Annotated in this window: 24 protein-coding genes; 12 read left to right on the forward strand and 12 right to left on the reverse strand. The window is 41.5% G+C overall.

Annotated elements, in window-relative coordinates:
• Positions 1 to 206: 206 nt before the first annotated feature.
• From ACZW67_RS11485 to sohB, 5 genes are all read right to left on the reverse strand, one after another.
• Positions 207 to 1,079: an SDR family oxidoreductase gene (locus ACZW67_RS11485; RefSeq protein WP_465183355.1), complete on the reverse strand. Its 873-nt coding sequence runs from the start codon at positions 1,077 to 1,079 to the stop codon at positions 207 to 209.
• A gap of 199 nt (positions 1,080 to 1,278) precedes the next feature.
• Positions 1,279 to 2,043, reverse strand: coding sequence for a histidine phosphatase family protein (locus tag ACZW67_RS11490; protein ID WP_465183356.1), 765 nt, complete (start codon positions 2,041 to 2,043; stop codon positions 1,279 to 1,281).
• Positions 2,044 to 2,091: 48 nt separating this feature from the next.
• Entirely contained in the window at positions 2,092 to 3,342 is a 1,251-nt protein-coding gene (locus tag ACZW67_RS11495) for a phosphotransferase family protein (protein WP_465183357.1), read from the reverse strand.
• Positions 3,343 to 3,591: 249 nt separating this feature from the next.
• Positions 3,592 to 4,842, reverse strand: a complete 1,251-nt coding sequence (locus ACZW67_RS11500; protein WP_465183373.1) for an acyl-CoA dehydrogenase family protein — start codon at positions 4,840 to 4,842, stop codon at positions 3,592 to 3,594.
• A gap of 363 nt (positions 4,843 to 5,205) precedes the next feature.
• The gene (gene sohB / locus ACZW67_RS11505; protein WP_465183358.1) at positions 5,206 to 6,186 is read right to left on the reverse strand and encodes a protease SohB; all 981 of its coding nucleotides are present in this window, start codon (positions 6,184 to 6,186) and stop codon (positions 5,206 to 5,208) included.
• 379 nt (positions 6,187 to 6,565) lie between these two features.
• Here sohB and aspS point away from each other — a divergent pair, with 379 nt between their 5' ends.
• From aspS to ACZW67_RS11540, 7 genes are all read left to right on the forward strand, one after another.
• Positions 6,566 to 8,392, forward strand: coding sequence for an aspartate--tRNA ligase (gene aspS, locus ACZW67_RS11510; protein ID WP_465183359.1), 1,827 nt, complete (start codon positions 6,566 to 6,568; stop codon positions 8,390 to 8,392).
• A gap of 68 nt (positions 8,393 to 8,460) precedes the next feature.
• On the forward strand, positions 8,461 to 9,426 hold the full coding sequence (locus ACZW67_RS11515) for a lysophospholipid acyltransferase family protein (protein ID WP_465183360.1): 966 nt from the start codon (positions 8,461 to 8,463) through the stop codon (positions 9,424 to 9,426).
• Between the two features lie 204 nt (positions 9,427 to 9,630).
• Positions 9,631 to 10,347, forward strand: a complete 717-nt coding sequence (locus tag ACZW67_RS11520; protein WP_406947663.1) for a glycosyltransferase — start codon at positions 9,631 to 9,633, stop codon at positions 10,345 to 10,347.
• A gap of 20 nt (positions 10,348 to 10,367) precedes the next feature.
• Positions 10,368 to 11,366 carry a Stealth CR1 domain-containing protein gene (locus ACZW67_RS11525; RefSeq protein WP_465183361.1) on the forward strand — a complete coding sequence of 333 codons (999 nt, stop codon included), beginning with the start codon at positions 10,368 to 10,370 and terminating at the stop codon, positions 11,364 to 11,366.
• 56 nt (positions 11,367 to 11,422) lie between these two features.
• Positions 11,423 to 12,589 (forward strand): nucleotide sugar dehydrogenase, encoded by a 1,167-nt coding sequence (locus ACZW67_RS11530; RefSeq protein WP_465183362.1) that lies wholly within the window; start codon positions 11,423 to 11,425, stop codon positions 12,587 to 12,589.
• Positions 12,589 to 13,602 (forward strand): NAD-dependent epimerase, encoded by a 1,014-nt coding sequence (locus ACZW67_RS11535; protein ID WP_465183363.1) that lies wholly within the window; start codon positions 12,589 to 12,591, stop codon positions 13,600 to 13,602. The genes ACZW67_RS11530 and ACZW67_RS11535 overlap by 1 nt, the downstream gene beginning before the upstream one ends.
• An 89-nt stretch (positions 13,603 to 13,691) precedes the next feature.
• On the forward strand, positions 13,692 to 14,459 hold the full coding sequence (locus tag ACZW67_RS11540; protein ID WP_465183364.1) for a hypothetical protein: 768 nt from the start codon (positions 13,692 to 13,694) through the stop codon (positions 14,457 to 14,459).
• On the opposite strand, the gene ACZW67_RS11545 is transcribed toward ACZW67_RS11540, so the two are convergent.
• The 6 genes from ACZW67_RS11545 to glnE all read right to left on the reverse strand — a co-directional run bounded on the left by ACZW67_RS11545 (position 14,456) and on the right by glnE (position 22,782).
• Complete coding sequence (locus ACZW67_RS11545; protein ID WP_465183365.1) at positions 14,456 to 15,592, reverse strand: glycosyltransferase; 1,137 nt, start codon at positions 15,590 to 15,592, stop codon at positions 14,456 to 14,458. The genes ACZW67_RS11540 and ACZW67_RS11545 overlap by 4 nt on opposite strands.
• Before the next feature lie 52 nt (positions 15,593 to 15,644).
• Positions 15,645 to 16,736: a glycosyltransferase gene (locus tag ACZW67_RS11550; protein WP_110922917.1), complete on the reverse strand. Its 1,092-nt coding sequence runs from the start codon at positions 16,734 to 16,736 to the stop codon at positions 15,645 to 15,647.
• A 66-nt stretch (positions 16,737 to 16,802) separates the two neighbouring features.
• Entirely contained in the window at positions 16,803 to 17,669 is an 867-nt protein-coding gene (locus ACZW67_RS11555) for a glycosyltransferase (protein ID WP_465183366.1), read from the reverse strand.
• A 108-nt stretch (positions 17,670 to 17,777) separates the two neighbouring features.
• Positions 17,778 to 18,614 carry a glycosyl transferase gene (locus tag ACZW67_RS11560; protein ID WP_465183367.1) on the reverse strand — a complete coding sequence of 279 codons (837 nt, stop codon included), beginning with the start codon at positions 18,612 to 18,614 and terminating at the stop codon, positions 17,778 to 17,780.
• A 109-nt stretch (positions 18,615 to 18,723) separates the two neighbouring features.
• Positions 18,724 to 19,653, reverse strand: a complete 930-nt coding sequence (locus ACZW67_RS11565) for a branched-chain amino acid transaminase (protein WP_110922920.1) — start codon at positions 19,651 to 19,653, stop codon at positions 18,724 to 18,726.
• Between the two features lie 261 nt (positions 19,654 to 19,914).
• Positions 19,915 to 22,782 (reverse strand): bifunctional [glutamate--ammonia ligase]-adenylyl-L-tyrosine phosphorylase/[glutamate--ammonia-ligase] adenylyltransferase, encoded by a 2,868-nt coding sequence (glnE, locus tag ACZW67_RS11570; protein ID WP_465183368.1) that lies wholly within the window; start codon positions 22,780 to 22,782, stop codon positions 19,915 to 19,917.
• 217 nt (positions 22,783 to 22,999) lie between these two features.
• Between glnE and tusD the strand changes: the two genes are divergently transcribed.
• From tusD to ACZW67_RS11590, 4 genes are all read left to right on the forward strand, one after another.
• Positions 23,000 to 23,416 (forward strand): sulfurtransferase complex subunit TusD, encoded by a 417-nt coding sequence (gene tusD / locus ACZW67_RS11575; protein ID WP_465183369.1) that lies wholly within the window; start codon positions 23,000 to 23,002, stop codon positions 23,414 to 23,416.
• Positions 23,417 to 23,504: 88 nt separating this feature from the next.
• On the forward strand, positions 23,505 to 23,828 hold the full coding sequence (locus ACZW67_RS11580) for a hypothetical protein (RefSeq protein WP_465183370.1): 324 nt from the start codon (positions 23,505 to 23,507) through the stop codon (positions 23,826 to 23,828).
• A 22-nt stretch (positions 23,829 to 23,850) separates the two neighbouring features.
• Positions 23,851 to 24,180 carry a hypothetical protein gene (locus ACZW67_RS11585; RefSeq protein ID WP_465183371.1) on the forward strand — a complete coding sequence of 110 codons (330 nt, stop codon included), beginning with the start codon at positions 23,851 to 23,853 and terminating at the stop codon, positions 24,178 to 24,180.
• Between the two features lie 26 nt (positions 24,181 to 24,206).
• Positions 24,207 to 24,542 (forward strand): TusE/DsrC/DsvC family sulfur relay protein, encoded by a 336-nt coding sequence (locus ACZW67_RS11590; RefSeq protein WP_465183374.1) that lies wholly within the window; start codon positions 24,207 to 24,209, stop codon positions 24,540 to 24,542.
• A gap of 128 nt (positions 24,543 to 24,670) precedes the next feature.
• Here the strand turns inward: ACZW67_RS11590 and ACZW67_RS11595 are convergent, their stop codons facing one another.
• On the reverse strand, positions 24,671 to 25,243 hold the full coding sequence (locus ACZW67_RS11595; RefSeq protein WP_465183372.1) for a tRNA (cytidine(34)-2'-O)-methyltransferase: 573 nt from the start codon (positions 25,241 to 25,243) through the stop codon (positions 24,671 to 24,673).
• A gap of 260 nt (positions 25,244 to 25,503) precedes the next feature.
• Here ACZW67_RS11595 and ACZW67_RS11600 point away from each other — a divergent pair, with 260 nt between their 5' ends.
• A complete protein-coding gene (locus tag ACZW67_RS11600) occupies positions 25,504 to 25,644 on the forward strand; it encodes an entericidin A/B family lipoprotein (protein ID WP_068035587.1) in 141 nt (46 codons plus the stop codon).
• Positions 25,645 to 25,819 lie beyond the last annotated feature (175 nt).

Genomic DNA, 25,819 nt, shown 5'->3' on the forward strand with positions numbered 1-25,819 from the left:
GCTTTTTTTATTCTGTGTAATGCGTTTACTTTAGTGCGTGTCATCAATTAGATTGTGAGACTTAAAATGAGAAAAATTGTAGGTAAACAAGGAAGCAATTGCCGTTAATATGAACATATTGGCAAAATTACTGACGATGTTTAGCAAAATTTAGCCATTTTAAGGCCACTAAATATATTAATGTGCTAATTGATGACATGCCCTAGCTATTTGTTTACTTTGTTAATTACCTGCAGTGGCATATGCTTCATTGCCTGTCCCACGATCGACCATGGCAAACTTGGTACACAAGCTTCGTCAACACCAGCTTCAATCGCCGCAACGATTGCCTTGGTACCTGTATCAGAATCTACTTCAAACGGCAGTGGCTTCGCATTTTCATTGATTTCAGTACGAATATAGCCTGGGTAGATAGTAGAAACTTTGATAGGTAATTTAGTTAATAGCATATCAGCACGAATACCTTCTGCTAAGTGCGCCAAGCCAGCTTTACTAGCGCCATAGGCTGTCAAATGCTTGGGCATTCCACGAATGGCTGACATGCTTGATATGACCACTAGGTGACCACTACTCTGCGCCCGAAAGATATTCATAGCAGCTTCACATTGCGCCAATGCTGAGATAAAGTTAATCTCAACCGTGCGGCGGTTCGTCTCAAACCGACCTTTACCAATCCGGCGGCTTTCGCCAATACCTGCATTCACAACCACTTTGTCGATATGACCAAAATCAGTCGCGAATGCATCAAACACCTCAAAGATCGCATCGTAGTCACTGACATCTAAAGCTCGGTATTCAACACGGATATTCGGATACTCCGCTACTAGTTCTGACTGTAAACTTTCTAAGCGATCGATACGACGAGCACATATCGCAAGGTTGTAGCCAAGCTTAGCGAAGAGTCTGGCCATCCCCTCACCCAAACCTGAACTCGCACCTGTAATAAGTACAGTCTTGTCGTGTCCAACCTGCTGCTTATTTAACTTTCGTAAATAATGTGATGGCTGAACAGCACTGATTATCTGGTCTTTGTGTTGCCTAGCGCTTTTGGTGACTAAATTTATCAATCTATTTTGCATGGACAGTCCTTTTCATATCGACATGAGATCAAAACAATAATCTATCATATCGCAAATTTATAGGTTGATTTTGTCAGTGATCAAAATAAATTCATAGTATTTAACAATTATGATGGCTAATCTTAATCAAATAAAGGATGGCTAACTATCTTAAGTAACCGCTTTACCTTGCTTTTAACTCTATTTACTGGTTGCTAGCTTAACGCCACGTCACAAAAGAATTACCATCAGAGAATAAATGACTATATTCATTGAGTGACATCAAGCGAGTACTTTGATCTTTGAATGTGACCGAGGTTACCCCAGTATTGACCAAGCTTTTATTCAATTGATAAGCCGTCTGACTGCCTTGCTTGAGCAGCTGTGCAGTGATAGCTGCAATCACACCACCTGAGGTGAATACCAACACCGTACTGTCACGACTTAACCCTAAACTTGCTACTTGTGCGCGTACCTGTTCAAGCGCTTGCTGTGCACGGTTATTAAACTGTGGCCAACTCTCAATATAGTCCTGATCATTATCGCCACCATGCCAGCGCTGCATTGCCTGATCAAATAGCTCAGCCAAACGCGTGGCTGGCATCTCTGATTTAGCCACCTCAGCCGTGATTGCACCTTTATTCATGAAGTCAGGATCAGATTTAATGAATACATCTTTATGATTAAACTCATCAAATTGCGGCAGAATATAACTATCAGGCTCATTTATGTTCATGATAGGCAACACAGGCATACCATTGCTCTCATTAGAAGAAATAGACAGTTGATAGCGTGCCAAAAAATGCCGTGCAGAGTCTTGTTGCCTTACCAAGCTGCCAGTAAATATCGCATCGATACGGCGCTGGGTTGTCGCATAGTGTTGGCCTAGCATTTGTGCCTGAATACCGCCCAACTCTGAGAGTTGATCGTAGTTTTCTTGTCCAAAAGACGCTTGACCATGACGTGCTAAAAGTATGGTTGTCATAAATTATTACCTTTTATCATATTTGCTAAAATAAGGTTTTCTGAATGCTTAAGCTTCTGGAGAATGAGGTGCTTTTGCAAAATAACCTTTCGGTAAAATACTTTTGACAACTTGTTGAACAGTAATTGGTAACTGCTCGATAGCAGCGGCATCTACGCTTATGTCTTCTAAATGCGGCTGAACGTACTCATTAAATAGCGCTTCACCTTCGTATTGCGCAATTAATTTAAGACATTTAGCATGCATCACGTGTATGGCAAGCCACGCATCTTTGAAAGCAGAATTGGTCGTTTGCTTATGGTAATAACGATAATAAATCTGTTGGATAATACCTGACAAGCGGAACAAGCCGAATACTTCATAGAAAGTCCAGTTGTCTATTTCCAATCCAGATTTCTCTAGATAATAAGCAACCACTTCATCACGTGTCATCATGCCTTCTAAATGGGTGGGCTGACGACGGAACTGCTGCATCACGGTATTGTCATCTTCTTCAATCCAATAAGCCAATGCACTACCCAAATCCATCAATGGATCACCAAGCGTTGCCATCTCCCAGTCAAGAACGCCGATAACTTTGGTGGGGTCAGCCACATCAAGTATCACATTATCAAAACGCCAATCATTATGAATAATACAAGTTTTGCTATCAGCAGGTGTGTGCTTGGCAAGCCACTCTCTGACTAACGCAAAGCTAGGTACATTGGGGGTTTTTGCTTTGACATAACGTTTATCCCAACCACTGATTTGACGCTCACAGTAGCCATCACCGCGACCCAAATTCACCAAATCAGGGTGCTCGGTATAATCTATTTGATGTAGCTCTACCAAAGCATCTAGGACATTGGTACAAAGTAGACGAATTTGCTCCGGAGCTAGATCGATACCCTCTGGTAATTCTGCACGAGGAATAATGCCTTCCATGCGCTCCATCACATAGAAGTCCGCGCCAATGACTGATTCGTCTGTACATAGCGCTATCATCTCTGGCACATAAGGATAGGCTTCTTTTAAGGCTTTTTGGACCGTATGTTCACGTACCATATCATGAGCAGACTTGGCTTTAGTGCCTTTTGGTGGACGGCGTAATATCAGATCTTGACCTTTTTCATCGCCTGCGCCCTCGTACTGTAAGCGATAGGTCCAGTTTGATGCGCCACCTGAGAACTGAGTGACGGTGGGCTCGCCTACTACATCGACACCTTGGCTTCGAAGCCACTCACTAACCGCTTGTGCATCGAGCTCTTCGCCCTCACGTACCACGCCGCCTTGGTCTAGTACTTTATTATCAGTTGCCATGAAATATTCCTTATCATGTGGTCTTTTATTTTTATAACAGATATGCAAGCTAGTTCTCAATTCAATTTATCTCATGCTTATTACCATTTTTGAAATGAGAACACGCTCTAGTGATAAAACATCAGTAGTGATGAAAAATTCACTACTAAGTCGTTAATAGTGAATTTTCAATTAGCATTACGATTAGCTTGTTTCTAATAAAGGTTGCATGAGCAGATCAAGACTGTCTCATACAACCGTTTGTTAAGATTAAGCTTTGTCAGATTTAGTCGAACGGCTAAAGCCCTGACGTTTGAGTTCTAGTTTGGCAATCATGGTTTTGTGTACTTCATCAGGACCATCTGCCAAACGTAACACACGTGCTTGCGAGTAGAAGTTCGGTAGCAACGTGTCTTGACAGACGCCCATACCGCCATGAATCTGAATCGCCATATCGACGACTTCTTGCAATACCGTTGGTGCCACGACTTTGATAGCAGAGATTTCAGTCAATGCTGCTTTGGTGCCGTGCGTATCCATCTTCTGTGCAGCATATAAGGTCATCAAACGAGCTTGATCAATCTTAATACGAGCTTCGGCGATACGCTCAAAGTTACCGCCTAATTCTAGTAATGGCTTACCAAAGGCAGTACGTGACATGCCGCGCTTAACAGCCAATTCTAGAGATTTTTCAGCAGCGCCAATACAACGCATGCAATGATGAATACGACCTGGCCCTAAACGCCCTTGTGCAATTTCAAAGCCCTTACCTGGTCCACCAATAAAGTGACTGACTGGCACGCGCACGTTATCAAAGCTAATCTCGCCATGTCCGTGCGGTGCATCATAATCACCAAACACTTTGAGCATACGCTTGATGTTCACACCCGCCGTTTTGACCGGTACAAGCACCATCGAATGTTGATGATGACGGTCTGCGCTCTCATCAGCGGTGTATGCCATGACAATTAAAATATCAACCGCAGGATCACCAAGACCAGATGACCACCATTTGCTACCATTAATGACAATCTCATCACCATCGACTACAGCGGTTGCTTCCATATTGGTTGCATCACTTGATGCCACATCAGGCTCAGTCATGCAGAACACAGAACGCGTCTTACCTTCTAGGATTGGTGTCAACCACTTGTCTTGCTGCTCTTGAGTGCCGTAGCGCCACAATAGCTCCATATTGCCACTATCAGGCGCATTACAGTTGAATACATGGGGCGCAAGCAAACTGCGACCAGTTAACTCTGCGATAGGCGCGTAATCAGTCACCGAAAGCCCTGCACCTAACGTTTCATCAGGCAAGAATAAATTCCATAAGCCTTCTTCACGTGCTTGCTTACGCAGGTTTTCGTAGGCTTCTGGCCACTCCCAGTTTTCCCAATTACCGTCAGGATTTTTCTTATGACACTCTTCCCAGAATTGCGCTTCGATTGGCTCAATGTGCGTTTCAATGAACGCTTTGACTTTGGCATGCATGGCTTGACCATGTTCTGTTGCGGTAAACATTAAATTATCGTTAGACATAAATGACTTCCTTTTCTTTATTGATTGTCTAAATCAAGTGTTGATAAAAAGCTCCATGAGAACCTTATAGTCGATTCAATTTGAAAGTAGTACAAGGCAACCGAGTGAAGATGTATATGTGATACTTCAAGCGAGGTTAATGCAGTAATACTTTTATAGTGAAATGACTATAGTGCACGTACGTATACTGTTTTCTGTATGCTACATTTATATCACAGCAATTATCAATAAACAGCAAAAAGGCGCGACCAGCTAGGCCACGCCTTTTACAAAATACAAACAATGTATAAAAAACCATTTGAACTCTAAAGTATTAGAAGTCCACTATCATAATGATATTTAACATTATTTTAGAATATTTAAGCGACTATTTAAATCAAAACGCGCGAGTGCATCAGGCAGTTTATCAACTGCTATACTCAACGTTGCCTCAGCTGCTTGCGCCAATCCTAGCTTTTCAGCGAGTGTTGGTTTTTGACGTGAATGTAGTGCATACACTTCACTGTCTTCCATGCGCTCTAAAATATAGCTATCTGATGTTTGCAAGCTATCAATCAAATTAAGTTTTAGCGCATCTTCTCCATACCAGTGCTCTCCAGTGGCCACTTTTGCCACATCGAGTGTTGGACGGTAGTTATTGACAAAGTGTTTGAATAACTCATGCGTCTGCTCTAGTTCTTCTTGATATTTGGCACGATCTTCAGCATCGTTCTCGCCAAATACAGTAACTGTGCGCTTGTAATCACCTGCGGTAAACATCTCATAATCTACATCATGGTTTTTGAGCCACTTATGGAAGTTTGGCAATTGTGAGACCACACCGATTGAGCCAATGATGGCAAATGGTGCTGCCACTACCTTATCTGCGACACAAGCCATCATATAGCCGCCGCTCGCTGCGACCTTATCAACACAGACAGTCAGTTTTAGACCTGCATCTTTTAAGCGAACCAATTGCGCTGCGGCCAAACCATAACCATGCACCACACCACCACCCGACTCAAGGCGCACGACGACTTCATCACCTTTATTTGCCGTGCTGATAAGCGTGCTGATTTCTTCGCGTAGATGCTTAACCGCTGTTGCTTTGATATCACCATCAAAATCAAGGATAAAAACTTGTGCTTTATCATCAGCATGTTTTTTCTTATTTTTGGTTTTTACCTTTAGCGCCTGCTTGGCTTTCTTAGCCATCGTTTTTTTGAACTGCTTAAGCGCCGCTTTACCTTGCGTGGCTTCCATTAAGTCTTCACGGCGTTGCTCTTGGTTTTTGTTTAGATGAATGACGCGCAATTCAACAGGGTTTTTGGCAGGATGAAAAAGCATGAGTAGTATTCCTTACATGATTAAGATAACTTTAATAAGAGCAATAGTAGTAGGATCAATAAGATTTTATAAGTGAGCTTGATATAGGCACAGTCACTCAGGTTTTCAAGCAAAATGACAATTTTTAACCCAATACAAATGTTTGGTCACAAATACATCTGATACCGAGGCATTCCTATACTTCGATTGGACTCAGCTGGTTGTATAACAAGGGCAGATTAGGCATAATACGCGTTTACATTAAATTTTCTGCAGTCGACGTGATGACCATTTGTCTTAATCGCGTTGTTTGTGCGTTTTTTTAGCGAATAGCTTGAATCGCGCAATAATGGCTGCATTATTGTATTTCGAATTGGGCTGACAACTGGATAACTATATTATGACGCATAGCGAATACCGAGACGAATATTGCGGAGCTGTAACCGAAAGCTTAATTGAGCAAACCATTAGTGTCGTAGGCTGGGTACATCGTCGTCGCGATCACGGTGGCGTGATTTTTTTAGACATGCGTGACCGCGCTGGTATCTTGCAGGTAGTCGTCGATCCTGATACCCCAGAAGCTTTTGCTACTGCTGATGCGGTACGTCCTGAATATGTGCTAAAAATTACTGGTCGTGTACGTCGCCGTTATGAAGGCACTGAAAACGCTACTATGACCAGTGGTCAAATCGAGCTACTAGGCAAAGAGATTGAAGTACTGGCCAAATCTGAAACACCACCATTCCCATTGAACGATGAGAAGACTACCGTATCAGAAGATTTGCGTCTTAAGTATCGCTATCTCGATATGCGCCGTCCGCAAATGCAAGAACGTATGGTGTTCCGTGCCAAAGCGACTTCAACAATTCGTCGTTATTTAGACGATCATGGTTTCTTAGATGTTGAGACGCCTATTCTGACTCGTGCGACGCCAGAAGGTGCGCGTGATTATCTCGTACCATCACGTACTCGTCCAGGTAACTTCTTTGCATTGCCGCAGTCACCACAGCTGTTTAAGCAGTTATTGATGGTGTCAGGTTTTGACCGTTATTATCAAATCGCTAAATGCTTCCGTGATGAAGATTTACGTGCTGATCGTCAGCCTGAATTTACTCAGGTGGATATTGAAACTTCTTTCTTAAACGAAGAAGAAATCATGAATATCAATGAAGGCCTTATCAAGCATTTGTTTAAGACCATGATGGACGTCGAGTTTGAACAATTTCCACGTATGACTTACGCAGAAGCAATGCGTGACTATGCATCAGACAAGCCTGACTTACGTATTCCACTAAAACTGGTCGACGTTGCAGATTTGATGAAAGATGTCGATTTCAAAGTGTTCGCAGGTCCTGCTAACGATCCTAAAGGTCGTGTGGCTGCCCTACGTATCCCTGGCGGCGCTTCATTAAGCCGTAAGCAAATCGATGCGTATACCAAGTTTGTTGGTATCTATGGCGCACGCGGTTTGGCTTATATTAAAGTTAATGACGCTAGCAGCATCAACAACGGTATGGACAAAGAGTCTGGCTTACAGTCTCCAATCATCAAAAACATGACTGACGATGTACTTGTGAGCCTGATCGAGCGTACTGCTGCAGAAGATGGCGACATCATCTTCTTTGGTGCCGATAAAGCCAGTGTCGTGAACGATGCAATTGGTGCACTACGTCAAAAAATCGGTCTCGACCTTGAAATGACTACCTGCCAGTGGGCGCCACTTTGGGTCACTGACTTCCCAATGTTTGAAGAGACTGACGATGGTCGTTGGACATCAATGCATCATCCATTCACCAAGCCTAAAGGTTCAGTTGATGAGTTGAAAAACAACCCAGAATCTGCCCTTTCTATCGCTTATGACATGGTATTGAATGGTACAGAAGTTGGCGGTGGTAGCTTACGTATCAATACTTACGATATGCAGCAAGCCGTATTAGAAGCTTTAGGTATCGGCGAGCAAGAAGCTGAAGACAAATTTGGTTTCTTACTTGATGCATTGAAATTTGGTGCACCACCGCATGGTGGCTTAGCATTTGGCTTGGATCGTTTGATTATGTTGATGGTAGGCGCTGACTCTATCCGTGACGTAATTGCCTTCCCAAAAACCAAAACTGCTGAGTGCCCACTAACTCAAGCACCTGCTGGCGTTGATGGCAAGCAACTGCGTGAACTTGGTATCCGTGTGCGTGAAAAAGCACAGGCTGACACCAATCAACCTGCACAGTAAATAGTTAAGATAATGTTTAGTTCTTTGCTATCTAACTGGTTACGTGATTCATCACCGTGTGAATGGTCATGAATCCGTATCATATTTTCAAAATCGTGCCATTGTCTGTATTGCAGATGCTGGCACGTTTTGTTGCGTGGGTGATTATAAAGATACCCAGCTTAAGTATTATGCGTACTGTCAGTACCAACATGGCGCTGATTGCCCCTGAGTTATCCACTACGCAAAAACAAGCGTTAACCAAAGAAGTCATCTATCATCAGTGTTTAACCAGTATTGAATCGATCAAAAGCTGGGCAATGTCTCCTGAATGGAGTATCTCTCAAATTCGTGATGTCCATAATAAAGAGATTTTATTAGAAGGACTGGCGAGTCCTAACGGTATGCTTGCAATCGTCCCACATCTCGGTACATGGGAGATGATGAATGCTTGGCTTAACCAGTTTGGTTCGCCGACCATCATGTATAAGCCCGTCAAGGGTAATATTACCAATGACTTCGTCTTACAAGGTCGTTCACGGCTCAATGCCACGTTAGTCCCTACTGATGGTAGCGGCGTCAAAGCTGTCTTCAAAACGCTTAAGCAAGGTGGTTTTAGTATTATGCTTCCTGACCATGTACCTGATCCATCGGGCGGTGTGGTTGTACCCTTTTTTGGGGTAGAAACATTGACCAGTACGCTGGCCTCGAAACTCGCTAGCAAAACCAAATGTGCGCTAGTCGGCATATCTTGTATTCGCCGTAAAGATGGTCATGGGTTTGATATCTATTGTTATAAACTCGACGACCCAGCACTCTACGACCGCAATGCCGAAACAGCTGCTCATGCGCTGAACCAAGCCATGCAACAGATGATTGAGAGCAAATGTAGTCACTATATGTGGGGCTATCGACGTTTCAAGCGCATTCCCTCATTGGGGAATCCTTATAACGCCAATGAAGAAACTTTGGCGAAATTCATTCGCAATAATAGGCAGTCTATTCATCATGATCATAACGCTAGTGATACGGCCAAATCCAATAGCAATGAGTAATAACCGTACAATCAGTTAAGCGTTTAGAGAGGTGGTGAATCGTAGTCGTGCTAATATTAGCTAACTTTTAAATCTTTTATTTTATTAACCATTTTTTATTGGAATCAATATGAGTGCATTATGGCAACTGACGTAACGAAGACCTCATCGACAGACCACACGAAAGCAAAGCTCAAAGTTGCTGATCAGCGTTATGTTATCTGTATGAAATGGGGTGATAAATACGGTCCTGAATACGTCAACCGCCTTTATAATATGGTCAGCCGCCACCTTACCTTAGATTTTCAAATGGTCTGTCTCACCGATGATAGTACAGGCATTGATCCTGCTATTACGTGCCACCCTATCCCAGAGATGGACCTACCAGCAGGTCCTGAGCGTGGTTGGAAAAAACTCACAACGTTTAAACCAGAGCTGTATGACCTTAAAGGGGTTGCGCTGTTTTTAGACATCGATATCGTGATTGTCGATAATATCGATGCTTTTTTCACTTATGAAGCTGCGCATAGAGACAGTGTGGTGATTATTCGTGATTGGAAAAAGCCATGGCGAATGATTGGTAACAGCTCCGTGTATCGCTTTAACATTGGTATGGGCACTTATCCTGATTTGCTTGCAAACTTTGAGCGGAACTTCGATACTATTAGGCAGCAAGTGCGCCACGAGCAAGCTTATCTATCCAACTATTTGCGTGAGCATCATCATTTAGAGTACTGGGATAAAACCTGGTGTGTCAGCTTCAAGTACCAGTGCATTGCCCCCATTCCATTCAATTTTGTGCGTACACCTACTCTGCCTGATAACGCAAAGATTGTTATCTTTCATGGTGAGATTAATCCACCAGATGCCATCAACGGTAGTGGCGGCAAATGGTATCGTCATGTTAAGCCAAGTCCTTGGCTAAAAGATTATTGGCGATAGGCTCGAACAGAGGATAAACCATGAAGTCAGATAATGAAAAACAAATAGATATCGTCATTGCTTGGGTAGATGGTGATGATCCAGCGCTTAAACAAAAAAGAGCACAGTATCAAAAAACAACGAGCGCTGCCTCTGACGCCGTCAGCTCAACACGATTCGCTAGTAATGATGAGATTTATTACAACATTGCTTCTATCTTAAAATACGTTCCTTTTTGTCGCTATATTTATGTGGTTACAGACCAACAGCAGCCAGCACTTATCTCTGAATTGGCCAATCAAGGTATTTGTGCTAAAGATAAAATACGTATTGTCGATCATAAAGAAATATTTTCTGGATATGAGCAATTTCTGCCGACCTTCAACACCAGGTCTATTGAAACCATGCTATGGAATATCTCAGGTCTATCTGACTACTTTATATACATGAATGATGATTTTTTCTTTAATCAGCCTGCTATTCAGGAAGACTTTTTAGACAATGACAATATTATTATTTATGGACATTGGAGAAAAAGTGCTCTTTTACAAGCCAAGCTAAACTATCGGAAATCTCTACAAAAATTATCGGGTAAAGCCGTTCAACCCAAACATACCGTTGCTCAGATGTTAAGTGCTAAAGCGCTTGGGATGAATCAGTTTTTTGAGGTTCACCATTATCCACATGTCGTTGATAAGAACATTTTAAAGAGCTATCTACTAGACAACCCTCAGTTGCTGAACGAGCAGATTAGGTATAAATTTAGAGACGTGGCTCAAATAAATCCTATTACACTAATGAATCATTTAAAAATTCAGAAGAACGAAACCTCTCTTAAACCACCGATATCCGTTAACTACCTCAAAAATGAAAATAGTGTTGAAGGTTTTTTAGCTGATTTGCATAAAGAATCAATTAAATATGGCTGCATACAAAGCTTAGACTTGCTCAATTCAGGCTCATGCAAAAAAATTAGCGATGCTATGATTCATAATTTTTCAGCGTATCTGCCGCCATCACTATTACAAGCTGCTAACTAATAAATGCTAGATAGCAGTCGATAAAATAATAAACAAAATATAATATTGGGATTTTTATGAAAATAACAGTGGTAGGTACAGGCTATGTCGGTTTATCTAATGCTATGTTGCTTGCTCAGCACAATGACGTTGTAGCTGTTGATATCATCGCTGAAAGAGTCGAGCTGCTTAATGCCAAGCAGTCGCCTATTGAAGACATAGAGATTGAAGATTTTTTACTGAATAAAAATATTAGCTTTACCGCTACGTTAGATGCTAAATCTGCTTATAAAGATGCTGATTTCATTATCGTTGCCACCCCTACTGATTATGACTCAAAAACCAATTACTTTAATACCAAAAGTGTAGAGAATGTCATTGAGGAAGTGCTGAGTGTCAATAAAACCGCGTTAATCATCATAAAATCCACTGTCCCTGTTGGATACACCAACGAAGTTAAAGAACGTTTTTCAACAGATAATATCGTCTTTTCTCCTGAGTTTTTGCGAGAAGGTAAAGCGCTCTATGACAATCTTTACCCTTCTAGAATCATCGTTGGTGAGCAATCTGAACGTGCCAAGCAATTTGCAAACTTACTTCTTGAAGGCGCCTTGAAAAAAGAAGTCCCTCAGCTGTTTACAGAGTCTACCGAAGCCGAAGCCATTAAATTATTTTCTAACACCTATCTAGCGATGCGTGTTGCCTATTTTAATGAGCTAGATACCTATGCCCAGACCTTTGGACTGGATACCAAGCAGATTATAGAAGGCATTGGCTTAGATCCTCGTATTGGCAACCACTACAATAATCCATCATTTGGCTATGGCGGCTACTGCCTGCCAAAAGACACCAAACAGCTATTGGCAAATTATGATGAGGTGCCGAGCAATCTTATTAGAGCCATCGTTGATTCAAATAGTACCCGTAAAGACTTCATTGCGGATAAAATCATCGAAAGAAAGCCTAAAATCGTGGGTATTCATCGACTGGTTATGAAAAGTGGCTCAGACAATTTTAGAGCCTCTGCTATTCAAGGCATCATGAAGCGTATTAAAGCAAAGGGTATCGAAGTCGTTGTTTACGAACCTGTATTGAAAGAAAGTAACTTCTTTAACTCGCGAGTTATTCAAGATTTAGAAGCATTTAAATCAATGAGTGACGTCATTGTAGCAAACCGCCTATCTACTGACATAGAAGATGTAGCGGATAAAGTATTCACAAGAGACTTATTCGGGAGCGACTGATGAATATATTAGTCACTGGTGCGGCAGGTTTTATCGGTTTTCACTTAATCAAGGCGCTCTTAAAAATAGAGTCGACTGATCAAAACCATTTCATCGTTGGTATCGATAACATCAACGATTATTATGACGTCAATCTAAAAGCAGAACGTCTAAAAATATTAAGTGACTTATCAGAGCCAGAGAGTTTTACATTCATTAAATTGGATCTTGCTGATCGCGAAGCCATATCTGGACTTTTTTCAACCTATCAATTCGATACGGTTATTAATTTGGGTGCACAAGCAGGTGTCCGCTACTCTATAGAAAACCCACACGCCTATGTTGATTCAAATGTGGTTGGGTTTGTGAACATCCTCGAAGGCTGTCGTCACCATGCTATCAAGCATCTGATCTATGCAAGCTCTAGCTCTGTCTATGGTATGAACATCAAGCAGCCATTTACAACTTCTGACTGTGTTGATTTCCCTATTAGCTTGTATGCTGCCACAAAAAAATCAAATGAGCTCATGGCACACAGCTATAGTCATCTATATAACATTCCAACGACAGGACTACGGTTCTTTACGGTTTATGGCCCTTACGGTCGACCTGATATGGCATATTTCTCTTTTACTAAAAGAATACTGGCTGGCGACCCAATTGATGTCTTCAACAATGGCGATATGCAGCGTGATTTCACTTATATTGATGACATCGTAAAAGGTGTCATTCGAATAATAGACAAAGTTCCCTCTCCCCAACATTCCACTATCACTACAACATCAGCCCCTTATAAGATTTATAATATTGGCAATAATCAACCTGTAACGTTACGCCGTTTTATCACTGCTATTGAAAGCGCTTGTGGCAAAAAAGCTCAAGAGAACTTGTTACCTATGCAAGCAGGCGATGTACCGATCACTTACGCAGATATAGACGACTTGGTAGATGATATTGATTTTAAACCTGAGACTAGCATCGAAGATGGGATTGAAAAGTTTGTCACTTGGTATAAACAATATTATTCAGTATGATTAGGTAACTTTTACAAACAATATAAGCATCTATATTTCGGACATTTAAGCTCTAATCGCATCATACCTTTTTAAAGGATTTTAGTGACATGACCACATCTACAAACTGGCAAAGAAAACTGCTATTAATATTTCGAAGTGAAAAAAGATTGAATGCGGGTAAAGTTTTTAAAAATTATGATGGCAAAAGCTTTGATGAGATGAAAGCAACAACCATTACTGAAGCATTGTGCGATATTGAAACGCTAACAGATGAGCGTAAAAGTACAGACTTAGAGATCCATTTAAATAACCTAAAGCATCAATCGTTGGGTGAGTCTGAGCTCTGTTTTTATCACAATACGCTTGTTATATTGATGCGTCGCAAATACAAAACAGATAAAACCTTTGCTGAATTTGAGAGACTTTGGAAGGCAGAAAGCGATTATTTATTAGAGCATCTCTCATTACGTTGGATAGTTTCTGCTTGCGATACTTTCATCGACTACTCAGATGATACTAATAGAGCTGCAATCCTGATGAACGTCATTACTCTAATGAATACGTTGAGAGTGCATGAAACTAGAAGTTTTTTACAGTTAAGTGCTAATGCTGAACCTATGCCACTACTGGATGAAAAAACTGATCAACTTTATGCTGGGGATTTACCCTTATATGATGGGCTTACCTATTTTCGTATAGGTACAGATGATAGCTTAAGAAATATGCGCAAACGCTATAGTAAATTCCTTAAAGTCGACAAATTAGCGACAACTATACTATTGGCTGTATTCGAAAAACTACAAAATAATCAAAGTGCGTTTGCCACGCTACGGCAATTACACAGAGATGATTGGTCTAAATGGTGGTTGGATTAAGCTTTCTCACCTGTATTCTCACAATTAGAAGCGAACTCAATATATTTTTTGGCTATCGTGATAGGTAGCAATGCCTCATTAAATTCAGAATGAAATTGCTCTGAATTTTTCATTGCTAAGCTTAATTTAGCAGCAATCGCATCTATATCTCTCATTGGCATTAAGTTGTTTTGAGGCAATAATTCACTTGGACCTGAGGGACAGTCAGTACTAATAACTGGTGTGCCTAACACTTGAGACTCTGCAATTACCAAAGCAAAACCTTCCCAATCAGAAGTTAGTACTTTAAATCTTGCATGTTTTATATAAGGGAAAGGGTTTTCATGGAAACCTAAAAAAACCACCTTATCCTCTAAGTTGAGTTCAACTACCAATTGCTCTATATCATTCTTAAGTTTACCTTTACCTAAAAGCAATAAAGGTAGAGACTGATCTGTCTTAGCATAAGCTCTCAAGAGTACATCATGACGTTTTGCTTCTTTAAAGCTACCCACATGAATAATATAATTCTCATACTCAGGAACGAACGCGTCACCTAGTTTTCGAATACAGTCTCTATCTATTGGATTGTGAATGGCTATCGTTGGTGTAATATCACCAAAATTTTCTAAAAAATCTTTCTGAACGCCATTGCTTACGCAGGCACAAGGGTTTTTTGAGTAAATCTTAGTAAAGTTTTCTTTTTTCTGATGACCAATATCAGCCTGTTGAAACTTATACAATAAAGATAAAGTATTATGAATCACATATACAATATTGGGCAAACGACTATAACTAAAAACGCTGTCTGAGCGATCAAGATTGGATAAAATCACATCAGGCTGACCAATTTTTTTTGTGATATAGCGATCTACAGTACGAGCAAAAAACTTATCTCGACGCTGTGCTCCTGGTATCTTTTTATAAAGCCTGAATTTTAGAACATGATAAATAAGGTTCGGATTAAGGTCATACTCTACCCGAGGCTTGAATCTTAAAACATGTACTTCATATCCCAACTCATAAAAGCCCTGCCCTAATGTAAGTACAACACGCTCAGCGCCACCACCTTGTAGGCAGTTGATGACTAAAAGTATTTTTTTCTTATTTTCTCTGGGTAAATTATTGATTATGCTCGTGGCATTATTAGTCATTTTAAACTTTCTTAAAAGTGAGTGTTTTGAGTATAAAGAGGATTTGACAGTATCACTTTATGACATCTAGTCTTTGAGAGAATTCTAGATATTTCTCAGCTATTTTAACTGGAAGCAGTGACTCATCAAACGGGGCATGGAACTGTTGTGGGTTGCTCATGGCCTGACGCATTTTTTCGGCAATGGCTTCAATATCTCCCATCGGCATCAAGTTGCTTTCAGGTAGCAGCTCACTCGGGCCTGACGGACAGTTGGTGCTTATAACTGGCGTACCTAGCACTAAAGCTTCAGCAATAACTAAAGCAAAGCCTTCCCAGTCAGAAGTCAGTACCTTAAATTGTGCATGTTTGATATAAGGAAAAGGATTTTCGTGAAAGCCTAAAAACACCACCTTATTTTCTAGTTTTAACGCTGTGACTAAATTCTCTATCTCATTTTTATGCTTGCCTTGGCCTAAGAGCAACAATGGCATAGATTGATCAGTCTTTGCGTAGGCTTTTACCAATACATCGTGACGCTTCGCATCTTTAAAACTTCCTACATGTATTATATAGTTCTGATATTCAGGAACAAAAGCATTGGCCTGTTTTTGGATATTGTCTCTATCAATTGGATTGTGGATGGCCGCCGTTGGTGTGATATTGCCAAAGCTTTTGATAAAATCCTTTTCAGCACCCTCACTCACACATACACAAGGATGTTTAGAATAAATCTCGACCATTTTTCTTTTTAATTGCTCAGCATCTTGATTTTTATTGAATTTGTAGAGCAGCGATACGGTGTTATGAATAATATAAGTGATATTCGGTAGCTTACTATTACTCAAGATACTATCCGCACGATCAAGATTAGAAAGTATCATGTCAGGCTGACCGATATTTTGTGAAACATACTTATCGACAGAACGCGCAAAAAGCTTATCACGCCTTTCAGATCCTGGTATGAGCTTGTAAGGTTTAAATTTGAGCACATGATAATGAAGGTCTGGGCTCAACTCATACTCTACCAAGGGTTTGAATCTTAGAACATGTACTTCGTAGCCCAATTCATAAAACCCTTGACCTAACGTCAATACCACACGCTCCGCACCGCCGCCTTGTAAGCAATTAATAACAAGTAACACTATTTTTTTGTGCTGTTTCATAAACTACGACCTATCGAGTGATATCTTTGTCCACTTAAAGAAACTTATAATTATTTGATCGAAAAATCAGCGCTTAAAGAGTCTCGAAAACAGTGATTTGGAAGCACTCGGGCGAGTGACTTTATTACCACTGTAGCCTTGTTGAGATTTTTTTGGAAAACTACCGAAAGGTTCAATTCGATAACTGTCTAAATGATATCCAGCGGCAAGCGCTTCATGATAATACTCATCAAAAAGGTCGACCAAATCTTGTCTTGGATGCGGCATTATTTCACCATCGAACCAATGCTTGATGCCTTCCTTGCTCACTCTGGGTAACGAATATTTGTGACTGAATTGCGTTCCCATATCTGAGTAATGCAAGACTTTGATTTCCTCTATCGCTAAGTCTTCACCATCAATGCAGTTATAGCTGTCTTGATAAGACTCAATCAGCTGAGTATTTTTCTTAAATACCGCCATCATTTCTTTGTGGCTTTTAGGATCTTTTTTGAGTTTCTCGATAGGTAAAATAACAGATTTTGCAGCGTCACAATCCCACACGCAAGTACATAACCGAGTCATATCAGCATTCGTTTTAGCCGCTACTACGGCCTGTCCTTCGATAGGATGTTGCCATAATTTTGCCAAATCATCTAAAACAACGACATCAGCATCCATATAGATCGCACGTCCAGAATAATTGCAATACTCTGGAATCGCCCATCTAAAACCTGAAAAAGGCGTTGACCACTTGGTGGTATCCCAGCCTTTACCAGTCTCAGGGTTAGAATACCAATAACTATCAGGGTCACGTGAGAGCTGCATCCACACTATTTCTACTGGCACACTGGTATGTTTATGGATACTATAATCTAGAACCATCATCTGCTCTAGATCACAGTTATTTGGGTCACAGCCCACAAATACTCTGATGATATCGTTTGTTTTCATAGTTCTATCCGTTCACTGGAGAATACTCTAACCCTAGTCATTTACAAGGCTATAAAACATCAGGATTAATTACGTCTAATGTGATAATACTCAGTTGTAAAGCTAAGCCTACTCCTTCCAGTATTTCTCAATCCAAGTTACTGGCAAGATAAAGTGACGTAAATGTCGTAAAGGGTGTTTCAAGTTTTTGGGCTCAGTAATTCTTTTCAAATGATCTTTAGCATTATTAGCCGCATTTTTATTATACATGCCATCAATTGCATGCGTAGGGTATAAATCACCAGGGAAAATAACCAGACGAGCACCTTTAGGAATCTTTGGCTCTTTAAAGTAATTGAACGGGAACGGCTGACGACATTTACGTCTAAAGTGTGCCACCCATGCCTTTGGAAACAGCTTTACACCACCGGGTGCGTTACGTGTGACAAAACGCTGCTCAAAACGATACTCATCAGCAATACCTTGTGGATCTGCCTTGAATTTTTCTTGTAGTGAAACAAGCGAACCTATCTGGAATCTGAAACAAGAAGTTTGTCCCAAACGCTCTAGTGGGTTGCTCGGGTTATAAGATAAAATAACATCGTCCGGCTTGCCATACTCAAAGAAAGGATCGAGGCTATCGACGATAATCACATCCAAGTCTACAAACAGTACTGTACCGGTTAAATCGCCAAGCTTTTCACCCCATAAACGAGATTTTGGCCACTTACCTAGTGTATTGGTTGGCATAGTGACATCTAATGGTGGCAATGCTTGGCATTCGATCTCTGGACGTACATCGGTGGTATCATCTGTAAAGCAAACAAAACGAAATGGCGGCGTAATATTACGGGATACCATGCCATATAGTTTATTGGCATAATCAGCCCCGTACTTTGTACCCCATTTAATACAAATGATTTGTTTGATGTTTTTATTATCTGCTGTATCAGAATCTATTGGCATTGACTGCTCACTTTAACGGTATGAATAAATATGATGGCTATATTAGCATAAAAAAAAGACTGGACAATTATGTTCAGCCTTTTTAGTTTTTCAAAGTAACAGCATTGTATCAGTCAATAAAGCTTAACCAATCCATATATTGCTCATTGCGACCGTGTACTACATCAAAGTATAAAGTTTGTAGCTTTTCAGTCAAAGGTCCGCGGCCACCGTTACCGACCGTGCGATCATCATATTCACGAATAGGCGTCACTTCAGCAGCAGTACCTGTCATAAATATCTCATCCGCTAAGTAAAACTCATCGCGAGTAATACGGCGTTCAACCACTTTGATACCTAGATCATCAGCAAACTGAATGATAGTGCGGCGAGTGATACCATCTAACGCACCACCAGCTAGATCCGGCGTATGCAATATGCCATCTTTTACTAAGAATAAGTTTTCACCTGCACCTTGGCAAACATAGCCTTGTGAATCCATCAAGATAGCTTCGTCATAACCATTACGAGTCACTTCTTGATTGGCCATGATAGACACTGGATAGTTGCTTGACGCTTTTGCCTTACACATTGTCACATTGGTCATATGATGTGTAAATGAAGACGTTTTCACGCGGATACCGTTTTTGATACCTTCGTCACCAAGATATGCACCCCAATGCCAAGCAGCAACCATCGCATTGATACTGTTGTCACGCGAAGACAGACCTAGCTTTTCTGCACCGACCCAAATTAATGGACGAATATAAGCTTCTGCCAAGTTGTTCTGTTTAACAACATCTTTATGTGCTTGCTCTAGAGTAGCGGCATCGAACGGTACGTCCATTTGAAAGATTTTTGCAGAGCCTAATAAACGCTCGGTATGCTCTTTTAGGCGAAAAATAGCAGTACGATTATCAGCAGTTTGGTAAGCACGCACACCTTCAAATACAGCCATGCCATAATGCAAGCTGTGGGTCAGTACGTGAACTTTAGCATCTGGCTGCTCAATCATTGTGCCATTCATCCAAAGCTTACCGTCTTGTGTTGCCATGTTCATTTTGTAGTCCTTATGCTAGCGCTAACGTCTAACTTTTTTAGGTAAATTATATTTCATAGTATTTATCGACATCATATGATAACACCACTGCGTCAAATTTCATTGCTAAAATTCAGCATTATTGTCACTAATAAATGATGAAGAATCGCCAGTAGTATTACGATGTGTGACCGATTATATCACTGGCAGTCATAGCAAATGAACTCTTTTGGTTTGGACCTAGTAGGCTATTATTTATAGTTAAAAAACTGGGGATTCATACTACTCTTGATCTGCTGTATCGACGCCCATCAAATGCTTCCATTGGTCTTGTACCAATGCCCGTGTTTCTTTCCATAATGACTCGTCAACCAACAATGATTGCTCTGACAATGCCAATTGATGGGTAGCCGCACGAATTCTTAGATAAGCATCTGTCAAATCTTGACAGACTTGCGCCTCCCAAATGCCAAGTAAGGCAACTTCCTCGAAGATACGGACGTTGTCACTCCATTTGGTCAAACTTGGATGCTCGTGCGAGTAAGCCAATACCGCAAATTGCGCTAGGAACTCAATATCGATTATCCCGCCTGCATCTTGTTTGAGATGGAACTTACCAGATTTCTGCTGCCATTGATTGGTACCTAGATGCTTTTGCATCTTGATACGCATGCTGGTGACTTCCGTACGCACCTGCTCTAACGTACGCGGCAATGCCAGTACATTTCGGCGAATATCACAAAAGCGTGCTGTTACTCGTCTATCGCCACAAATCGCGCGCGCGCGCACCAATGCTTGATGCTCCCATGACCAGGCTTTATCTAGCTGGTACGTCTCAAAAGCGTCACATGACACCACCATCATACCTGCATTACCTGAGGGACGCAGACGCATATCAATCTCGTAAGCACGGCCATCTCGCGTTTGGGTGTTCAGATAGTTCATCAGCTTTTGCACCAGACGCGCGGCAAACTTCATTCCACTGACAGACTTTTCGCCCGTAGTCATGCCCTGCTCTTTTATCTTGTGTAAAAACACCAAATCCAAGTCAGAAGAATATGACAGCTCCAGCCCACCAAGCTTACCGTAACCAATAATAGCAAAGCCACAATCCGCTTCAGTGACCGGATCGCCATCTTGACCAATAGGATAACCATAACGCCTGACAATCTCTGCAAACGCTCGCTCTAACACCGCTTCTAGTACCACCGCAGCGATATAAGTTAAAGAATCAGACACCTTCATAATCGGACGCGCAGCCAAGATATCACTAGCCGCTACTGCCAGTATCTGGTTCTTTTTAAACAGCCGTACAACGCTGAGTAGTTTCTCTTCATCATTAGGCTCTACGCGTAGTAATTGTTGACGCAGAATGTCACGCAGCTCACGTTTATCAGGCAAATGATGATAGCGCTGCTGTAAGAAAGTATCTAGCAGTACAGGATAGTGAGCCAGCTCTTTTGCTATCCAAGGACTGGCTGACAGCATTGGAATCAGCTCAATCGTTGCATTGGGATTTTCTGCAATCATTACTAAGTAGATGGAACGACGACAAATCGCTTCAAGCAACGAGATAAGACGAGGCAATGCCGTATTAGCAAGTTGCTGCTGGTCTTGATGTGCCAGCAGCGCGTGGACGATGACAGGATACGCATCATCTAAACGTTCTCGGGCTTCATCACTTAAATTGGCAACCAGTTTTGACTGCCAAAAATTCTCTAATAGATCTCGGTTTTTTTCCGTGAGTACGTTATCCAATCGTGCAATCTGCTCATCCAGATCTTTTGGCTCGAGACTAGCATCTTCTTGATCCGGTACTTGACGTTCGGTGACCATACGCTCGAATGGGACGTTTACATTATTTCGATGCTGATTGAGCGTGCTGAGTAGCGCAGCCCAATCCTCAAACCCAAGGGTGATAGCCAGATTATATTGCCACTGCGTATCGTGTGGTAAGCGCTGGGTCTGTTGATCGTTAATCGCCTGAATCGCATGTTCAAGCCGGCGCAAAAATCGATAGGCAGCTTGCAGTTGCTTATAGGTCGAAAGCTCTAGATATTTAAGTTGATATAGCACCTTCATCGCGTCCAGACAGGATTTAATCTGTAGCTGAGGATGCCTACCGCCATAAATCAATTGAAAAGCTTGTACGATGAACTCAATATCTCTGATACCACCTGCACCAAGCTTGATATTGTCTAAATCTTCACGCTGTGCCACTTGGTTTTGAATAAGAGACTTCATCTCTCTCAATGCTGAAAAAGCACTGTAATCGACATAGTAGCGAAAGACGAATGGCTTGATGAGTGCTTGTAATTCATCATAGAACGGCTGATCCAACTGACCAACCACACGGGCTTTTAGCCAAGCAAAACGCTCCCACGCACGACCATGTTGAGAAAAGTATTTTTGTAGCGCAGACAAGTGAATGGCCAAGTCGCTACCGTCGCCCCACGGACGCAGGCGCATATCAACGCGAAAGACAAAACCATCTGCTGTTTTATGATCCAATAACTTGATAATACCTTGACCCAGTCGAGTCATAAAGCGCTTGTTGTCTATACTACGGGTACCTTTGTCCTTATCACCATTGGTTTCACCTAGCGCCTGATGGACAAAAATCAAATCGATATCACTTGATAGATTCAGCTCGTGGGCACCAAGTTTACCCATCGCCATGATAGCCATATCATCAATTTGCACATTACCTTTAGCATCAATAAAAGTCGGTTCACCATACTGCTCGATCAGATGCTGATAGGTATAATCTTTGGCAAAAGAGATACAACCCCCTGCAAACTCAGAAAGCTCATCAGTCAACTGCTCAAGTGAGATCAACTGTAAGGCATCTTGCCAGATCCAACGCATCATTAGCAGAGTACGCAAATCACGTAGTCCTTTCATTACCTTGGCTTCATCAGCGATTTGATAGTTCTCATCCAAAGTATAGTCTTGTATCAGATCGTCGATTTGCTGGCGCGTTAGGGTCTGATCTAATGGGTAGCTGCGCAAAAATGTTTGGCATGAGACCGTACGGCTCTCCCATATTTGATAAGCAAACTCACTCGCCGTCTGCAATACTTGCAGCTGCTCTACTGTAGGCTGACTATCTGTACCATGGGTCTCGCGTGAAGGCATAGCAGGTAACATAGGTAAATAAACTCCTTGCATGGAATGATAAGACTACGTGAACCTAGCGCATAATATTAGCGTTTTTTCTTACGAGGTAGTCACCGAATCTGACAACCATACTAATATATGCCAGTATTTATGATAAAACCACTTTTAATCACACTGACGCACTTTGCTTTTGGGCGCTTTATGGTAGCATAAACACCTTTAGCATTGACGATCGACAAGAATCCTTATGACAACCATCCCCCCTTTACTTTTGATTACCGCTGATCCCAGTCATCCACTGGGCTCTCTAGCGCTACGTTATGCTCGTGCTTATCTTAAAAACACCTCAAACGAAGAAAACACAAATAGCAGTGAAACGTTAAATGTCTTTTTTTATGGAGATGCTGCCCATACTGCCAATCGCTTACGCTGGCAGTCCGCAGAGCAAGTTGATTTAACCAAAGAATGGCAAAACCTTGCCGAGCAGTATCAGTTACCGCTACCCGTCTGCGTTAGTACTGCTCTCAGTCGCGGGATTAGTGACACGGATAACAGCTCACGCCATCAGCTTAGTGGTGACAATCTTGCGACAGGATTTTCGCTGGTCGGACTGAGTGAGCTTGCGATGATGATGCAAGAAGACTGTCGCCTGATTCAATTTTAACAACGCATCGCTTTAAGATATTTTGGCTTGGAAGATATGATTGCGATGACAGCAATCGTCACGCAAGTAATCAGATTAGGATTTAATCATGAAATTATTAATTCAGTTGCACATGCCGACTGAAACGGCCAGTTATGAAGGCTGTGCGCTGGCGCTAACGCTAGCAACCTTTGGTCATGACGTACAATTATATTTGGATGCACCTGTCTTTGGCCTATTGATGCAATCTGAATCGCGCTTGCATGGCATGATTCAATCACTTGAGCTGTATGACATGCCAGCGGCTTGGCTGCCTGATGATGTATTTAGTGGGTGGGTCACAGGTATGCTGCCAGCAGATCTGGCGTCACAACTGACGTTGATACCAGAAGTCGTGAACTCACAAGACTTTGAGCAGATACTGACCTTTTAACTGATCAGATAGGAAGAACCAAATGGCAACGTTATATCAATTGCATAGTCCGATGGATACCCTGAGACGCGGTATTGACGAGATGTCACGCACATGGCGCACTGGTGACAGTATTTTACTGCTAGGCACTACTGTTGCCTTTATCGACTGGTTAGATGCTTATTTGGGCGATATTGAGATTGAGGGTATTGCTGGTATTTATGCACTAGCTGATGATGTCGCGCAACTGACGACCAACACGACTCTCAAGCTTAATTTAGAGGCCAAATTGAGTAGGATATTGACAGACAACGAGTGGGTCGAGCTGACTCAAGATACACAATTTGATAAAGTCGTGACCATTGCCTTATGAATAATAATGATGCCACTACCCCTGCTATGATACCTAATAATATTGAAATCAGTGTTGAATTAGATCAAGATGGTCATCTGTGTGATCATACTATCTGGACACCCGATATCGCACAACAACTGGCCGACACATTAGATGTTCATTTGGAAGCTGAGCATTTGCAGATTTTACAACAAGTACGTGCGTTTTTTGCTAAATTCAATCATGCACCAGCCACGCGCCCATTGATTAAATGGCTACAAAAGACCTTGCCTGAGCACGATATTAGTAATCAAAAACTACAGCAACTATTCAAAACAGGGTTGGTCGCCCGCCATGTCAATCGCCTGTCAGGTCTACCTAAGCCACCCAATTGTTTGTAAACGTCATTCTGAACACAGCAACCTACTAAAAAGACCTACTATTGGGATAATTTTTTTCGCTTGTTGTGTTGCTGCAAACATAAGCTATCAAATACTTATCCCAACAGTACATCATTTCAGAAAAAACGCTATTTGGGATCATATACCGTCAAGGTCTCATAGCCGACACTACGTCCTTCATCGCCAGCGAAGCCTTGCTGACGCCATATCTCATACAGACATATCGCAACACTGTTAGATAGGTTTAGACTGCGCGAATCAGCCAGCATAGGTAATCTCAACCAATTATCAGCGCCAATATCTTCGCGTATATCATCTGCTAAACCTGCCGTTTCAGAACCAAATACCAATGCAATATTGGGCATTTTCTTAGCTGTCTGAGCACTATCCAAATTTTCAGTAGCCTGCAACCCACTAAAGTCATAATCGTAAAATGGTTTGCTCAGTTTGGTGGTCAATGCTGTGACCACATGGCAATCGGCAACGTTCAATGCCTCTCTTGCGGCTGCCCAGTCATCATGTACTTGCAGATGTGCGTATTCATGATAATCCAAACCTGCACGGCGTAGCTTTTTGTCATCAAGCTCAAACCCTAAAGGTCTGACCAAATGTAGCTGTGCCCCGCTATTGGCACACAAACGAATGATATTGCCAGTATTACTGGGCATTTTAGGGGCTACCAACACAATATGGATGGTCATACTAACTCCGTCAGTGGTCAAAACTTATTATTTGTATTTATCATCGGTACGTAATGAAAAGTTACAGTTTACTGCCAATAATTACATTTTGCTACTGTGCACCGTTTTTAACTTTCACTATGATGTCTGTAACGGATAAAAAGATAGTTATTACCTATAATTATCTTTCTATCTAATAAACCTTCAGTGAGTGTTAAGCATTATGTTTGGCATCGCTGTTATTATTTATAACAATCCATTTATTTTTTGAGGATACTATTATGAAAAAAGTAATCATCGCATCTTTGACCGCTATGTTTGTATTAACTGGTTGTAACACTTTTAAAGGTCTAGGCCAAGACGTATCAAGCGCTGGTAATGCTGTTAGTGGTAGTGCTCAAGAAGTTCAAAACAAAATCTAAGTATTAATATACAAGCTTTGATACATAAGTATTGATATATTAGATGTTTAAAAGGCTTATCATTTATTTGGTAAGCCTTTTTTTATTCTTTTATTTAGGGTCTGTTGAACATTCAAATATTAGGGCTGCTGATTGCTAAAATTGCACCAAATTAGGCGCAAACCGACGATAATGT

It is taken from the genome of Psychrobacter sp. TPE 89C (genome assembly GCF_055522395.1).

What these genes read in the sequence shown, in the direction of transcription:
- ACZW67_RS11540 (WP_465183364.1), top strand. Translation starts at nt 13,692, where the DNA reads ATGACCACATCTACAAACTGGCAAAGAAAACTGCTATTAATATTTCGA.
- tusD (WP_465183369.1), top strand. Translation starts at nt 23,000, where the DNA reads ATGACAACCATCCCCCCTTTACTTTTGATTACCGCTGATCCCAGTCAT.
- ACZW67_RS11585 (WP_465183371.1), top strand. Translation starts at nt 23,851, where the DNA reads ATGGCAACGTTATATCAATTGCATAGTCCGATGGATACCCTGAGACGC.
- ACZW67_RS11580 (WP_465183370.1), top strand. Translation starts at nt 23,505, where the DNA reads ATGAAATTATTAATTCAGTTGCACATGCCGACTGAAACGGCCAGTTAT.
- ACZW67_RS11535 (WP_465183363.1), top strand. Translation starts at nt 12,589, where the DNA reads ATGAATATATTAGTCACTGGTGCGGCAGGTTTTATCGGTTTTCACTTA.
- ACZW67_RS11485 (WP_465183355.1), bottom strand. Translation starts at nt 1,079, where the DNA reads ATGCAAAATAGATTGATAAATTTAGTCACCAAAAGCGCTAGGCAACAC.
- ACZW67_RS11550 (WP_110922917.1), bottom strand. Translation starts at nt 16,736, where the DNA reads ATGAAACAGCACAAAAAAATAGTGTTACTTGTTATTAATTGCTTACAA.
- ACZW67_RS11515 (WP_465183360.1), top strand. Translation starts at nt 8,461, where the DNA reads ATGAATCCGTATCATATTTTCAAAATCGTGCCATTGTCTGTATTGCAG.
- ACZW67_RS11490 (WP_465183356.1), bottom strand. Translation starts at nt 2,043, where the DNA reads ATGACAACCATACTTTTAGCACGTCATGGTCAAGCGTCTTTTGGACAA.
- ACZW67_RS11495 (WP_465183357.1), bottom strand. Translation starts at nt 3,342, where the DNA reads ATGGCAACTGATAATAAAGTACTAGACCAAGGCGGCGTGGTACGTGAG.
- ACZW67_RS11565 (WP_110922920.1), bottom strand. Translation starts at nt 19,653, where the DNA reads ATGAACATGGCAACACAAGACGGTAAGCTTTGGATGAATGGCACAATG.
- ACZW67_RS11525 (WP_465183361.1), top strand. Translation starts at nt 10,368, where the DNA reads ATGAAGTCAGATAATGAAAAACAAATAGATATCGTCATTGCTTGGGTA.
- ACZW67_RS11600 (WP_068035587.1), top strand. Translation starts at nt 25,504, where the DNA reads ATGAAAAAAGTAATCATCGCATCTTTGACCGCTATGTTTGTATTAACT.
- aspS (WP_465183359.1), top strand. Translation starts at nt 6,566, where the DNA reads ATGACGCATAGCGAATACCGAGACGAATATTGCGGAGCTGTAACCGAA.
- glnE (WP_465183368.1), bottom strand. Translation starts at nt 22,782, where the DNA reads ATGTTACCTGCTATGCCTTCACGCGAGACCCATGGTACAGATAGTCAG.
- ACZW67_RS11560 (WP_465183367.1), bottom strand. Translation starts at nt 18,614, where the DNA reads ATGCCAATAGATTCTGATACAGCAGATAATAAAAACATCAAACAAATC.
- ACZW67_RS11500 (WP_465183373.1), bottom strand. Translation starts at nt 4,842, where the DNA reads ATGTTTACCGCAACAGAACATGGTCAAGCCATGCATGCCAAAGTCAAA.
- ACZW67_RS11555 (WP_465183366.1), bottom strand. Translation starts at nt 17,669, where the DNA reads ATGAAAACAAACGATATCATCAGAGTATTTGTGGGCTGTGACCCAAAT.
- ACZW67_RS11595 (WP_465183372.1), bottom strand. Translation starts at nt 25,243, where the DNA reads ATGACCATCCATATTGTGTTGGTAGCCCCTAAAATGCCCAGTAATACT.
- ACZW67_RS11530 (WP_465183362.1), top strand. Translation starts at nt 11,423, where the DNA reads ATGAAAATAACAGTGGTAGGTACAGGCTATGTCGGTTTATCTAATGCT.
- sohB (WP_465183358.1), bottom strand. Translation starts at nt 6,186, where the DNA reads ATGCTTTTTCATCCTGCCAAAAACCCTGTTGAATTGCGCGTCATTCAT.
- ACZW67_RS11520 (WP_406947663.1), top strand. Translation starts at nt 9,631, where the DNA reads ATGAAATGGGGTGATAAATACGGTCCTGAATACGTCAACCGCCTTTAT.
- ACZW67_RS11545 (WP_465183365.1), bottom strand. Translation starts at nt 15,592, where the DNA reads ATGACTAATAATGCCACGAGCATAATCAATAATTTACCCAGAGAAAAT.
- ACZW67_RS11590 (WP_465183374.1), top strand. Translation starts at nt 24,207, where the DNA reads ATGATACCTAATAATATTGAAATCAGTGTTGAATTAGATCAAGATGGT.